This is a genomic window from Mycolicibacterium cosmeticum (genome assembly GCF_000613185.1).
Taxonomy (GTDB): Bacteria; Actinomycetota; Actinomycetes; order Mycobacteriales; family Mycobacteriaceae; genus Mycobacterium; species Mycobacterium cosmeticum.
Genome location: NZ_CCBB010000003.1, coordinates 1,390,779 through 1,403,822 on the forward strand (window position 1 = coordinate 1,390,779; position 13,044 = coordinate 1,403,822).

Sequence of the window (13,044 nt, forward strand, 5' to 3'; positions counted from 1 at the left end):
CCTGGAATCAGCGCGCTGGATACCTTGCTTGTGTCAGCGTGGGCCCTTCGAAATTGACCACCGAGGCGGACGAGTGGTGCAATCGGTGAACTGGTTCAGCGAATCCTCAGCGAAGCGTCCATACGGTCCGGCGTCATGAGCGAGTTGACCAGATCTGGGGCCGGCAGGGCCTCGCGCGAGATGCTGAGCAAGGTTCCCGAGATCACAGTGTGGTTCTGGGTGATCAAGATCCTTTGCACCACCGTGGGCGAAAGCTTCGCCGACTACATCAATGTGACTCTCGGCGTGGGTTTGGTCCCGACCGCAGTCATCTTCACCGTTGTGCTGGCCGCGGTGCTGGCGTGGCAACTGAGCTTGAACCGCTATCAACCGTTTGCGTACTGGCTGACGGTGGTGGTGCTCAGTGTGACCGGCACGCTGTACACCGACATCCTCACCGACAGCCTCGGTGTTCCTTTGGCCGTCAGTTCGGCCGTCTTCGCGGCGGTCCTGGCGCTGGTGTTCGGGGTGTGGTTTGTCCGCGAACGCACGTTGTCGATTCACAGCATCACCACGTTGCCCCGCGAGTTGTTCTACTGGCTGGCGATTCTCGTCACCTTCGCCCTGGGTACCGCCGTCGGTGACTGGACACTCGAGTTCACCGGTTGGGGTCCGGGCGTCTCGGTGCTGCTGCCGGCGGGCCTGATCGTCGCAATCGTCGTGGGCTGGAAGCTGGGGGCCAATGCGGTGCTGTCGTTCTGGCTCGCCTACATCCTGACCCGCCCGCTGGGCGCCAACCTCGGCGATTGGCTGGGATTCCCCAAGGACCAGCAGGGCCTCGGTCTGGGCGTCGCGATCACCAGCGTGATCTTCCTGACCGCGATCCTGGCCACCGTCGTCTATCTGACGGTGACCCGCGCTGACGTCATCAACGACGCCGACACACCGCGCGCCGCCGATCCGGGACGCGAGAAGGTCATGCTCGGCTACTTCGCCGCCGTCGCCGTTGCCACCGGTGCGTTGCTGACGTGGGCTCACGCCCAACCGCACGGGGCCCCTCCGGGAGCCGAAGGACCCGCCGTGATCGTCCCGATCTCCGCGGGGCAGGCATCCGCGCACTTCCCGGCAGCCGACGTCATTAACTTCCGCACCATCACCCAAGCCGCGTTGTCCAAAGTGCAGTCTGGTGATCAGACCGGTGCTACGGCCAGCGCGAAGAACCTCGAAACCGCTTGGGATGACGCACAATCCCGGCTCAAAGCCGCCGACGACGCCACCTGGACCGCCATCGACGGACGCATCGACGCCGTGCTGACGGCCATCCGAGACCCGCACCCCGACCTCGCAACGGAGTCGCAGGCACTCAACGATCTGCTGGCCGCGCTCACGTAGCGGCAGGCTGTCTAATCGAGGGCCTGCGCGGGAGCAAGCCCCTCATGGGCGGTGCTCACGGTGGTCGAGCCATCGCGGATCGGCGTGCTGGAGTGACGCGGTATCAGCCGGCCCCGCGCGCGGCCGTGGAAGCTGCTTCACTCCATGGCGTCGGCGACGGCGCGCCGACAGCCGGCGAGGAAGTCGCGCGCGACGATCCCCGGCACGGAGTTCTTCTCGGCGAGGGCGTCACAGAACACCGTCGGCGTCACTCCGGGTTCCGTCATGGCGGCGCGCACCATCGTGCCGTTGGAGGCGGCCGCATAGCCGGCGCGAAAGGACGCGTCGTCACGTTGGTGCGGCCCGGATGCGATCTCGGCCAGGGCCAGCACCGCGACGAGGGCCGCGGAAACTACGACCACGCGGCCTGCGCGCAGTTCGTCGGATGTCGGGTGCGCCACGGCCTGATGTTCGCAGGCCGCACCTGACGACGCGCTGAAACGCAGAGATTTGTCGGGTGGATGCGGGTCGTGAACGCGTTTCGCCCGCGGCCGTTACTGCTCAGCCCTGACCCGTCGACACCCCATTTGGAGGTTATTCGACAATCGTTGTGCCCCAGCTGTTTTTGCTATGTCACAAGGTGACCAGACAGAGTCGACGGCGGTGACTCGAGTCGCCTTCAGTTGCTCTCAGCGAACCTTTCAGCCGTCCGCGAGCATGGTGACTTCGCCCATCAGCCCCCCGAGACACGAGGAACGGAAACCCTCATGCGGCACTGGTCTTCGGAACGTGAGAGTACCGGGCCTCTGCTGAGGCTGCAGGAACGCAACGCCCACAACCATGAGGAGATCTGATGAGCGTTCGACGACGGCCGCTGACTGTGCCGGTAACGCTGCTGATGGCGGCGACCGCGGTTTCGGTAGCGGCGTGCGGGCAGAAGGGCGCGGCAGTCAAGCAGTCCTCCCCGGCGGCATCGTCGTCCTCGAGAAGGCGTTTCCGGCGGGTACGGTGACCGATGCCGCGTGAGCATTCGCGACCTGCTACGCACCGAGCGGGCGGCGACCCCAACGGATTGCGTTGATCCGATCGCTCGACGGATCGTGAGGCCACACCCCGAGAACGACATCACTTTATTCGCGTTCAGCGATTCCTCAGCCGTCTCGGCGCAGGGTGCCCACCGTGACAACCTCATACGATTACGCGCAGTTTCCTGTACCCGCGAGCGACCTCGCCGAATTCCGTGACCCGCGTCGGTGGCGACGCCGGTGCAAGGGCGGGCGCTGTGTCGCGGCGGGCCCCGGAGGGCGCAGCTGCCGACGTGCACACCGGGCGCGGGTCGGCGCAGCTGTCCGAGGGTGGTGAACTTCCGTGTCCACGATCGGCGGACTGCCCGCCCACGTACTACTGGTTCACCTCGTCGTCGCCCTCGCCCCGCTCGCCGGGCTGCTGTTAATGCTGTGCGCGGTGTGGCCGGCGGCGCGGCGACGGGCGGTCTGGCTCGCGGTTGGCCTGTCCGTCGCCGTGGCGGCGCTGACTCCGCTGACCATCGACGCCGGTGAATGGCTGCAGGACAGGTTGGGCGCGCCGCCCGACGTCGCGGTACACGCCCGACTGGGTGACTCCATGAGCTACGTCGCGGTGGCCCTGGTCGTCGGTGCTGTGCTGGTGGCGGGTATTCACCTCTGGGAGCGGTTCCGAACGCCCACGCGGCTGGCGGTGCGGATCGCGGTCGCAGCCGTGACCGTCTTGATTGGCGTGGGCTCGGTCATTCAGGTTTATCGCATCGGCGACTCGGGTGCCCGCGCCGCCTGGGCGGACCAGATCGCCGCGACCGCACCGGCGGACCCGTCGTGATTCGTTCCGCCACCACTGCTGAGTCCGGCCCGTCGATGTGGAACCGCGGCAGTGTTCGACATCGAACCCGTTGCACAGCAACGTTTTTAGCGTGTCGCGATTACTGCTCGGCGCTGACGACAGGCGAGCGGTGTCGTCTTCAGCCGGGCACAGCGAACGTTCAGCCGGTCGCGAGCACCGTGGTCACATCAGCCCCGCTGGGGTTGACCCGAAAAGGAAAGGACACCCACACATGATGAACCCCAGACAGCGGCTGCTCGCCGGGATCGGCACCCTCGCGGCGGCGGTGACGATCGGCGGTGCCGGCACGGCGCTGGCGCACGCCACACCAACGCCGCCACCCCCACCGCCACCGGCAGCCTCCGAGCAATGCGACGCCCCCGAACCCGGTGACACCCCCGATCAGCCGGGCGCCCCGGACACCGACAACGTCCAAGACGGCGACCAGGCCGGACCCGAGGTCCCCGACGCCCCCTGCTGAGGACGCCCCTACGCCGACGACGGCCCGGTCACCACGGGCCCGGCAGTCGGTGCCCCTGTCGCGGTGCGGGACGCCGATACACGCATCCCGTGATATCGCTCCCGCACCGCGACACCCCATCCAGCCGAATCGAGGAAGAAACCATGACCGTCATCAAATCCGTGCTGACGGCGCTGGCCGGCGGCGTCGCGGTCGCGGCGGTGGCCGCCGGATGCGCTACCGGTGGTCGGGCCGCCGGCCCGTCGACACCACCGCCGCCCAGTGGCGCCGCGCAGTCGGTAACCGAATCCAACCCGCCCGGCGACATTCCCGATAACCAGGCCTTCGTCGCCTACACCGCCGCCGACGGGTCCTACACGCTGAAGTATCCCGAAGGCTGGGCGCGCACCGATTCCGGAACCACGGTCACCTTCACCGACAAGTACAACAGCATCACCGTGGCCCCCCATAACGGGTTCTACCAGCCCACCGAAGCCTACGCCCGCACCGTCGAGGTTCCTGAGATCGCCTCCCGCACAGCGGGCTTCGCAGGCGGCGACGTGACCACGGTGCAACGGACCGCCGGCCCGGTCATCCAGATCAGCTATCAGGCCGATTCCGCGCCGAACCCGGTGACCGGCAAGTCGATCCGACAGGACGTCGCCCGCTACGAGTACGCGCACAACGGCCGCGGCGTAGTAATCACCCTGTTCGCGCCCGCCGGTTCAGACACCGTCGACCCGTGGCGCACCGTCACCGACTCGTTCGCGTGGCAGCGATGACCGCGCCGGAACTCACGACGGTCCAACCCGCGCCGGCGTCTCCGGTGCTGGAAGCGACCTCGCTGTACCGGTTCTTCCGCGCCGGCGAGGAGGAGACACTGGCGCTGCGCGGGGTGTCGGTGACCCTGCATCCGGGCGAGCTGGTCGCCGTGGTCGGCCCGTCCGGGTCGGGCAAATCCACCCTGCTGTCCTGCCTGGCCGGCTTGGACGAACCCGACGGCGGCACCGTGGTCGTCGCCGGGCAGCGCGTCAGTCACCAACCCGAACAGCACCGCGCCCGGCTACGATCTCGATACGTCGGCATGCTGTATCAGGAACGAAACCTGTTGCTGCCGTTCACCATCGAGCAGAACCTCGCGCTGGTGCAACGCCTGGCCGGCGGCTCGGCGCGAACACACCCGGCGGTGCTGCTCGGGTCGCTGGGCATCGCCGACCGCGCCTCCGCCTACCCCGAAGAGCTCTCGGGTGGGGAGCTGGCCCGCGCCGGGCTGGCCGTCGCGCTGGCCAACGACCAGGTGGTGGTGCTGGCCGACGAACCGACCGGCGAACTGGACACCGCCACCGAAGCCGACGTGCTGGCCGTGCTGCGCGCCCGCGCCGAGACCGGAACCGCGATCCTGATCGCCAGTCACAGCCCGGCCGTGGCCGCGGCCGCCGACCGCATCATCACCCTGGCCGACGGGCAGGTCGTGCCGTGACCAGCATTCGACACACCCCCGCGCGGTCGGCTGCGGTTGGTGAGGATGCCGCGGTGGTGCGCATCGAGCGGCTGACCCGCTGCTTCGGCATCGGTGCGGCCACCGTGGTCGCTGTGCGCGGCGTCACCGCGGCGGTGGCCGTCGGGGACCGCATCGCGGTGACCGGCCCGTCGGGATCGGGTAAGTCCACCCTGTTGCATCTGCTCGCCGGGCTCGACGACCCCACCTCCGGCAGCGTCTGGCGCCCCCCCGCCGACGTGGATGCGCCGCCGCTGGCGGCCGGGCTGGTGTTCCAGGGCCGCAGCCTGGTGCCCAACCTCGACGTCACCGAGAACGTCGCCCTGCCGCTGCTGTTCGCCGGACACGGCGAGGCGGAGGCCACCGGGCGCGCCCGCGCCGCCCTGGACCGGCTGGGGATCGGTGCCCTGGCCGCCGCGCTGCCCGACACCCTGTCCGGTGGGCAGGCCCAACGGGCGGCGATCGCTCGCGTGCTGGCCGTCGCGCCCCCGCTGATCCTGGCCGATGAACCCACCGGGCAACTCGACCACGCCGCCGCGGCGCTGGTGATGGACGTTCTGCTGGCCGCCGCCGACGACCTCGGGGCGGCGCTGGTCGTATCGACCCACGATCCGCTGATCGCCCGCCGACTGCCCACCCAGTGGGCGATGCGCGACGGCCGGCTGCGCATCACCACCACCGAGCAGGCTCGGCGATGATCACTGTGTGGCTAGCCGGGCTGCTGCGCCGCCAACCGACCCGGCTGCTCGGTGCGGCCGCCGGCGTCGCGGTCGCCGTCGCGCTGATCGCCACCCTGGGCTCGTTTCTGGCCACCTCACAGGCCACCATGACCGAGCGCGCCGTGCGCAGCGTCGCCGTGGACTGGCAAGTCCAACTCACCCCGAACGCCGACACCGCCGCGGCCAGCCACCTGATCACCTCCACGGCCGGTGTCGCGGCCAGCGCCCCGGTCGGCTTCGCCCACACCACCGGCGTGTCGGCCACCGTCGGCGGCAGCACCCAACAGACCGGTCCCGGTGTCGTGCTCGGGATCCCCGACACCTACCGGCAGCTGTTCCCCGGCGAGATCCGCACGCTGGCCGGCGCCGACACCGGAGTGCTGCTGGCCCAGCAGACCGCGGCCAACCTGCACGCCGCCCCTGGCGACAAGATCACCATCGGGCGCGCAGGGCTGCCCGCGGCGGAGGTGCGCGTCGCCGGCATCGTCGAACTGCCCCAAGCCAATTCACTGTTCCAAACCGTCGGGGCCCCACCGGCCGCACAACCGACGGCACCACCGGACAACGTCGTCCTGCTGCCCGAACCCCAGTGGCACACCCTGTTCGACCCGCTGGCCGGGCCGCGCCCGGATCTGGTGTCCACTCAGATCCACTTGCGACGCACCCAGGACCTGCCCGCCGATCCCGCCGCCGCCTACACGACGGTGCGCGGCGCGGCGCGCAACCTGGAAGCCCGCAGCGCCGGCTCCGTGCTCGTCGGCGACAATCTGGGGGCGGCGCTGGACGCCGCCCGTAGTGACGCCGCCTACGCCCGCGTGCTGTTCCTGTTCCTCGGGCTGCCCGGCGCCGTGCTGGCCGCCCTGCTCACCGCCACCGTGACCTCCGCCGCCGCCGGGCCGCGCCGCGCCGAGCAGGCGCTGCTGCGCGCCCGCGGCGCCACCACTCGCCAACTGCTCGTGTTGGCTGCCGCCGAGACGGCGAGCATCGGAGCGCTCGGCGCGCTCGCCGGGCTGGGCGGCGCGGCGGTGGTCAACACCCTGGCCTTCGGGTCGCCCCGATTCGGAACCACGATCGCCGCCGCGCTGGGCTGGCCCGCGGTCGCCGCGGCTGCCGGGATCGCCGTGGCGGCCGCGACGGTGCTGTTGCCGGCCTGGCGTGACCTGCGCGGGCGCACCGTTGCCGACGGTCGCGGCCGCATCGGTGCGCTGACCCTGCCGATCTGGGCGCGCCTCGGTGTCGACGCCGTCTTCCTGGCCGGTGCGGCGCTGGTGTTCTACGCCACCACCGGCCGCGGCTACCAACTGGTGCTGGCCCCCGAAGGGGTGCCCGCGATCTCGGTGTCCTACTGGGCCTTCGCCGGACCGGCGCTGCTGTGGATCGGTGCGGGGCTGCTGAGTTGGCGGCTGGCCGATCTGCTGCTCGGGCGCGGCCGCCCACTGATCGCGGCCGCGCTGCGCCCGGTCACCGGCGAACTGGCGGGCACCATCGCCGCCGGCCTGTCGCGGGCACGCCGACCCCTGGTGCGCGGCATCGTCATGCTTGCCCTGGCCGTCGCGTTCGCCACGTCCACCGCGACGTTCAACGCCACCTACCGCCAGCAGGCCGAAGTCGACGCCCAGCTGACCAACGGCGCCGACGTCACCGTCACCGCCCCCACCCCGCTTCCGGCCGCGGTCACCGATCAGCTCACCGCCGTTCCGGGGGTGCGTGCGGTCGAACCGATGGCCCACCGATTCGCCTACATCGGCAACGACCTGCAGGACCTCTACGGGATACAACCGGACACCATCACCCGCGCCACCGCGCTCCAGGACGCCTACTTCCCGCAATCGGGCGCCGCCGCGGCGATGCGGACCCTGGCCAGGACCCCGGATGCGGTTCTGCTGTCAGCCGAGACGGTGCACGACTTCCAACTGCAGCCCGGCGACCCGGTGACCCTACGCCTCGTCGACGCTTCCACCTCCCAACCCCGCCCGGTCACCTTCCGTTACGCCGGTGTGGTCACCGAGTTCCCCACCGCCCCCAAGGACAGCTTCCTGGTCGCCAACGCCGACTACCTGGCCGCCCACACCGGCACGCCGGCACCCAACGTGTTCCTCGTCGACACCGGCGGCCACGACACCACCGCCGTCGCCGCACGCATCCGCGCCATCACGGGAGCCTCGGCGACGGTGACCGACATCGCCACGGTGCGCGCCGACGTCGGATCCAGTCTGACCGCGGTGGACCTGGCCGGCCTGACGCGCGTCGAACTGTCCTTTGCGCTGGTGCTGGCCGTCGGCGCGGGCGCGCTCGTGGTGGGCCTCGGGCTAGCCGAGCGCAGACGCGTGTTCGCCCTGATGTCGGCGCTGGGCGCCCGATCCCGCCACCTGCGCGCCCTGGTGTTCAGCGACACCGCCATCGTGACCGGCGCCGGGATCCTCACCGGCGGGGCGCTGGGGGCGGTGCTGTCGATGATGCTGGTCAAGGTGCTGTCCGGGGTGTTCGACCCGCCGCCGGACACCGTCGCCGTCCCCTGGCCCTACCTCGGGGCGACCGCGCTGGTGACCGTGGGCACGCTCGGCGCTGTCAGCGCGTGCGCGGTTCTGCTGTTCACCCGGCGCCCGGCACGCACCCTCATCCGCGACCAGTGAGCCTCACACCCGCCCCGCACGCATCGCCGGTCTCTCCGACCTGGCGGTTCAGCGGATCCTCAGCGGCAGCCCACGACCCTGCGACCATGACTCCCCTCACCGTGCGCGGGCGGCCCACCCGCGCTGTGCTGCTCGCCGGGATGCTGCTGGCGCTGTTCGCCGGGCTGGGCCTGGTGGCCCATCAGGCGCGGTCGGGCACCGCCCTGGATCACACCGTGCTGAACACGATGCTCACCCACCGCAGCCCCACCCTGACGACATGGGCGCTGATCATCACCACCGTGTTCAGTCCCGTGGGCACCGGCGTGCTCGCCGTGCTCGCCGGGGCGGTGGTGTGGTGGCGCAGCGGGTCGCCGCGCCCGGCGCTGGTGATGGTGGGCGCCCTGGCCGGTGCCGGTGCGGCCAGCACCCTGACCAAACTCATCGTCGGTGCGCACCGCCCGCCGGCTGCGGTGCAACTGATCGCCGAGACCGATGGATCGTTTCCGTCCGGCCACGTCACCGGAACCCTTGCGCTGCTCGGGACGCTGGCCGTCGTCGCCGGCCACCGGAGCGGCCGCACCACACGGGCGGTGATGGAGGCGGTGGCCGCTCTGGCCGCGGTCGCGGTCGGCTTCACCCGCCTGTATCTCGGAGTGCACTGGGTCAGTGACGTGGTGGGCGGGCTGCTGCTCGGCGCGGCGGCCGTGGTGCTCGCCCACCTCGCCGTCCAGCGCGTGATGGACCCGGTGGGCGCCGCCGGGACATCGGCGACTCAGACTGCCGTGCCCACCAACGCCAGCTGAGGATCGGAAAGGAGACCCATGGGCTCGTGGGGATTGTTCGTGGCGGTGTTCCTGGCCTGCGCCGTGGAAGCCGTCGAGGCGTTGACCATCGTGCTGGCCGCCGGCTTGTCCCGCGGATGGCGCTCGGCCGGCACCGGGCTACTGTCCGGGCTGCTGGTGCTGGCGGTGCTGATCACCGCCCTCGGCCCTGCGGTCACGGCGATCCCGATCGGCATCCTGCGGCTGATCGTGGGTGCGCTGCTGCTGGTGTTCGGGCTGCAATGGCTGCGCAAGGCGATCCTGCGCGCCGGCGGGCACAAACCGCGCCACGACGAGGCCGCGGCGTTCGCCGCCACCATGGCCGCCGCAACGCAGCACGCACCCGCGCGGCGCGGCTGGCACATCGACGGGTACGGCGTCACGTTGGCGTTCAAGGGGGTGGTCCTAGAGGGCCTGGAAGTGGTGTTCATCGCGCTCAGCATCGGCAGCAACCAACACAACGTGACCTTGGCCGCCGCTGCGGCGGCCGCCGCGGTACTGGTCGTGGCCGTTGCCGGACTGGTGGCCCGCGCACCGCTGACGCGGGTGCCGGAGAACACGATGAAGTTCGCCGTCGGGGTGATGCTCACCGCCTTCGGCATGTACTGGGCCGCCGAGGGCGCCGGCGCGCACTGGCCCGGATCCGACTTCGCCCTGCTGGTCCTGATCCCCGCCGTCGGTGTCTACGCCCTGGTGCTGGTCGCGCTGATCCGGCGCCGAGCACCCGGACGTGGCCCCGCGGTCGACACCACCACTGCGCCGACCGCCGCCAGGACCGAGCCGTGATCGGGCGGCTACGCACCATCGGCGCCTTCTGGTACGGATTCGCCATCGGCGACGACTGGCGCGTCGCGGTCGGCGTCGTCGCGGCGCTGGCACTGACCGCGGCGCTCAGCCGCACCACCCACGCGCCGGCCTGGCCGTTGATCGTGATCGCCGTCACCGCGCTGCTGGCGGCCAGCGTCTACCGCGCCGCCCGAGACCGGTTAACCCACCGATAGGCAACCCGCACCCAGGCGAATCGGACGAATGAACGCCGCGTGGTCGACGATGACGAACGATGGATGATCACGACGCCCGGCCGGCGCGCCCACGTCGGCAACAAGCGCCGGCCTCCCCACGAACCCTTCACCGTCAGGAGACACCACCGTGCCGTCACCCGTCGTATCGCCGCCGCACAGTGGCGGGCGAAGGTAATGGCGGCCCGATCACAACCTCTGGTGGGAAGGCTGTCGCGCTGGTCGGTGCGGACCCGCTCGACCGTGGCGGCGGCCGTCGTGGTGACTCTGGGCATCGGTGTCGCATCGGCGGCGATGTTGATCGTGCTCTACCAGACCTTGCAGGGGTCGACTCAGGCCGCCGCGACGCTTCGCGCCGGGCAACTCGTCGAGCAGTTGCGCACCGACGGCCCCGCCGAACTGGATCCGGGACTACTGGGCACCGACGGTCAGATCGGCGTCATCCAAGTCCTCGACGACCGCGGGGTGCTACGCCTTGCGTCCGCCGGTGCCCCCAAGACACCGCTGGCGGAGATGATCGTGCCGGCCGGACAGATGGTGACCGTCGGACGCGTCCAGCTGCCCGCCGAGCGGGGTGACTACTGGGTGATCGCCCGTGGCGCTGCGACACCGGCCGGGCCGGTAACCGTGCTCGTCGGCGGTAACCGCGAACCCGTCGAAACGGTCGTCGGCACCGTCGGGTTGATGTTGGCGATCAGCGGACCGCTGGTCGTGGCGCTGGTCGCGTGGGCCACCCACCTGTTGGTGGGCAGGGCGCTGGACCCGGTGGAGCGCATCCGCGCCCGCGTCGACACCATCTCCACCGAACAACTTGACGAACGGGTCCCGGTCCCGCCGTCCGGCGACGAGATCGCCCACCTCGCGCAGACGATGAACCGGATGCTGACCCGCTTGCAGGCCGGGCACGCCGCGCAGCGCCGGTTCATCTCCGACGCCTCCCATGAGTTGCGCAGCCCCTTATCGGCGATCAGCACCGCCCTCGAGCTGGCCCACAACCGGCCCGAGATGCTCGACGCCGAACTCGTCGACGAGTCGTTGATCCCCGAAACGCGACGCATGCGCGACCTCGTCGACGATCTGCTGCTGCTGGCCCGCGCCGACGAACACCAACTGAGCGTGCGCGCCGATAACGTCGACCTCGATGACATCCTCAACGCCGAAACCACACGGCTGCAGGCAGATCCGAAGCTGAGCGTACAGGCGCGGATCGGCGCCGCGCGGGTCACCGGTGACCGCGGACAGCTCGCGCGCATGGTGCGCAACCTGGTCGACAACGCCGCCCGCCACGCCCGCAGCACCGTCGAACTGCACTGCCAACGCCGAGGTGACACCGCGGTCATCGCCGTCGCCGACGACGGACCGGGAATCCCGCTCGACCAACGCGAGCGGGTCTTCGAACGCTTCGTGCGACTCGACGCCGCCCGCACCCGCGACGCCGGCGGCAGCGGACTCGGTTTGGCCATCGTCGCCGAGATCGTCGCCGCCCACCGAGGCACCGTCGACATCAGCGAACGGGCCGGCGGCGGCGCCTGTGTCACCGTCACGCTGGCCGCCGACACCGACAGCTATGCGCCCGCCGACATCCGATAACCGACCCCACGCACGGTGTGAATGGTTTGCGCGCCGAAGGGCACATCGAGTTTGCGGCGCAGATAGCCGACGTACACCTCGACGATATTGTCGTCACCCTCGTAGTTCACATCCCACACCGACTGCAGGATCTCCTGCTTGGTCACCACCGTCCCGGCGTGGCGCATCAGGAACTCCAGCACCCCGTACTCCCGCGGCGTCAACTCCACCTCCACACCCGCACGGCTCACCCGATGACGTGCGGGATCCAATTCGACGTCATCGACGCGCAGCACCGGGGGGCGCACCGGCGCGCCGCGGCGCAGCAGCGCTCGTAGCCGTGCGATCAGCACCACGAACGAGAACGGCTTGATCAGATAGTCGTCGGCACCCAGGTCGAACGCGTCGGCCAGGTCGTACTCGCCGTCCTTGGCCGACAGCATCAACACCGGTGTCCACACCTGCGCCTTGCGCAACTCGCGCACGATGTCGTAGCCGCTCATCGAGGGCAGCATGATGTCAAGGATCAGGACGTCGAAGCCGCCGCCGAGCGCCTCGTCGAATCCGACGCGCCCATCCCCGGCCACTTCCACCACGAATCCTTCGGCGACGAGGCCGCGGCGGATCAGTTCGGCCAGCCGCGGCTCGTCCTCGACGAGCAGAATGCGCACAGTGACCTCCAGCTGGTCGTCGACCGGTTGCTCCAGTACAGCAGACCGCGGCCGGGCAGCGCCCCGGGTCGTCGCGGCCACGGCGTCACCGACGCTGAATCGGGCTGCGTCGGCGGTCAGCACCGCAGGTCCACGTACATCGTCTTGTGCACCGTGACAGGGCTCTGCACGCCGTGGATCTCCTTGCTCTTGCCTGTGAAGGTCTGGCCGGGACGCACCGCCGCGACCGAACAGGGTCCGGATTCGTTGCCCGACGTCCGGGTGACGACGACCTCATAGCCCTTGGCCTCCAACTGGTGGATGACGGCGTCGGGTGAGGTAGGGGCCGCGGCTGCGGCCGTAGCCGCGCCGGCCAACCCGACCGCGGCCCCGGCCAACGCCGCTGTGGTCATGGTGGTGATGACGAAACGCTTCATTTTCGTTCTCTTCTCTCGTCGTCGAGCGGACACCCTTCACCGTGCACCGGCA

At 70.3% G+C, this 13,044-nt stretch carries 14 protein-coding genes; 11 read left to right on the plus strand and 3 right to left on the minus strand.

From position 1 onward, the window contains the following. Positions 1-135 precede the first annotated feature (135 nt). A complete protein-coding gene (locus tag BN977_RS25880) occupies positions 136-1,371 on the plus strand; it encodes a COG4705 family protein (RefSeq protein ID WP_024451176.1) in 1,236 nt (411 codons plus the stop codon). Positions 1,372-1,508: 137 nt separating this feature from the next. Here the strand turns inward: BN977_RS25880 and BN977_RS25885 are convergent, their stop codons facing one another. Further along, positions 1,509-1,811 carry a hypothetical protein gene (locus BN977_RS25885; protein ID WP_024451175.1) on the minus strand — a complete coding sequence of 101 codons (303 nt, stop codon included), beginning with the start codon at positions 1,809-1,811 and terminating at the stop codon, positions 1,509-1,511. A gap of 907 nt (positions 1,812-2,718) precedes the next feature. On the opposite strand from BN977_RS25885, the gene BN977_RS25890 reads away from it, so the two are divergent. The 10 genes from BN977_RS25890 (at position 2,719) to BN977_RS25935 (ending at position 11,926) form a co-directional block, all read left to right on the plus strand. Next, on the plus strand, positions 2,719-3,204 hold the full coding sequence (locus BN977_RS25890) for a DUF2231 domain-containing protein (RefSeq protein WP_024451174.1): 486 nt from the start codon (positions 2,719-2,721) through the stop codon (positions 3,202-3,204). A 232-nt stretch (positions 3,205-3,436) separates the two neighbouring features. Continuing rightward, on the plus strand, positions 3,437-3,685 hold the full coding sequence (locus BN977_RS25895; RefSeq protein ID WP_024451173.1) for a hypothetical protein: 249 nt from the start codon (positions 3,437-3,439) through the stop codon (positions 3,683-3,685). A 143-nt stretch (positions 3,686-3,828) separates the two neighbouring features. Further along, positions 3,829-4,446, plus strand: coding sequence for a hypothetical protein (locus BN977_RS32535; RefSeq protein ID WP_024451172.1), 618 nt, complete (start codon positions 3,829-3,831; stop codon positions 4,444-4,446). Continuing rightward, complete coding sequence (locus BN977_RS25905) at positions 4,443-5,144, plus strand: ABC transporter ATP-binding protein (protein ID WP_024451171.1); 702 nt, start codon at positions 4,443-4,445, stop codon at positions 5,142-5,144. Before BN977_RS32535 ends, BN977_RS25905 begins: the two co-directional genes overlap by 4 nt. Then, positions 5,141-5,860, plus strand: coding sequence for an ABC transporter ATP-binding protein (locus BN977_RS25910; RefSeq protein WP_024451170.1), 720 nt, complete (start codon positions 5,141-5,143; stop codon positions 5,858-5,860). Before BN977_RS25905 ends, BN977_RS25910 begins: the two co-directional genes overlap by 4 nt. Beyond that, entirely contained in the window at positions 5,857-8,514 is a 2,658-nt protein-coding gene (locus BN977_RS25915) for an ABC transporter permease (protein WP_024451169.1), read from the plus strand. Before BN977_RS25910 ends, BN977_RS25915 begins: the two co-directional genes overlap by 4 nt. A gap of 86 nt (positions 8,515-8,600) precedes the next feature. Further along, positions 8,601-9,299, plus strand: coding sequence for a phosphatase PAP2 family protein (locus BN977_RS25920; RefSeq protein WP_024451168.1), 699 nt, complete (start codon positions 8,601-8,603; stop codon positions 9,297-9,299). An 18-nt stretch (positions 9,300-9,317) separates the two neighbouring features. Beyond that, a complete protein-coding gene (locus BN977_RS25925; protein ID WP_024451167.1) occupies positions 9,318-10,103 on the plus strand; it encodes a COG4280 domain-containing protein in 786 nt (261 codons plus the stop codon). After that, a complete protein-coding gene (locus tag BN977_RS25930) occupies positions 10,100-10,318 on the plus strand; it encodes a hypothetical protein (protein WP_024451166.1) in 219 nt (72 codons plus the stop codon). Before BN977_RS25925 ends, BN977_RS25930 begins: the two co-directional genes overlap by 4 nt. 195 nt (positions 10,319-10,513) lie before the next feature. Next, a complete protein-coding gene (locus BN977_RS25935) occupies positions 10,514-11,926 on the plus strand; it encodes a sensor histidine kinase (RefSeq protein WP_046872866.1) in 1,413 nt (470 codons plus the stop codon). On the opposite strand, the gene BN977_RS25940 is transcribed toward BN977_RS25935, so the two are convergent. Further along, on the minus strand, positions 11,902-12,576 hold the full coding sequence (locus BN977_RS25940) for a response regulator transcription factor (RefSeq protein ID WP_024451164.1): 675 nt from the start codon (positions 12,574-12,576) through the stop codon (positions 11,902-11,904). The genes BN977_RS25935 and BN977_RS25940 overlap by 25 nt on opposite strands. Before the next feature lie 116 nt (positions 12,577-12,692). Next, complete coding sequence (locus tag BN977_RS25945; RefSeq protein WP_024451163.1) at positions 12,693-12,992, minus strand: hypothetical protein; 300 nt, start codon at positions 12,990-12,992, stop codon at positions 12,693-12,695. Positions 12,993-13,044 lie beyond the last annotated feature (52 nt).

Excerpts from the sequence above, each read along its gene's own strand:
- BN977_RS25925 (WP_024451167.1), top strand. The coding sequence starts at position 9,318 with ATGGGCTCGTGGGGATTGTTCGTGGCGGTGTTCCTGGCCTGCGCCGTG.
- BN977_RS32535 (WP_024451172.1), top strand. The coding sequence starts at position 3,829 with ATGACCGTCATCAAATCCGTGCTGACGGCGCTGGCCGGCGGCGTCGCG.
- BN977_RS25905 (WP_024451171.1), top strand. The coding sequence starts at position 4,443 with ATGACCGCGCCGGAACTCACGACGGTCCAACCCGCGCCGGCGTCTCCG.
- BN977_RS25895 (WP_024451173.1), top strand. The coding sequence starts at position 3,437 with ATGATGAACCCCAGACAGCGGCTGCTCGCCGGGATCGGCACCCTCGCG.
- BN977_RS25945 (WP_024451163.1), bottom strand. The coding sequence starts at position 12,992 with ATGAAGCGTTTCGTCATCACCACCATGACCACAGCGGCGTTGGCCGGG.
- BN977_RS25880 (WP_024451176.1), top strand. The coding sequence starts at position 136 with ATGAGCGAGTTGACCAGATCTGGGGCCGGCAGGGCCTCGCGCGAGATG.
- BN977_RS25915 (WP_024451169.1), top strand. The coding sequence starts at position 5,857 with ATGATCACTGTGTGGCTAGCCGGGCTGCTGCGCCGCCAACCGACCCGG.
- BN977_RS25935 (WP_046872866.1), top strand. The coding sequence starts at position 10,514 with ATGGCGGCCCGATCACAACCTCTGGTGGGAAGGCTGTCGCGCTGGTCG.
- BN977_RS25920 (WP_024451168.1), top strand. The coding sequence starts at position 8,601 with ATGACTCCCCTCACCGTGCGCGGGCGGCCCACCCGCGCTGTGCTGCTC.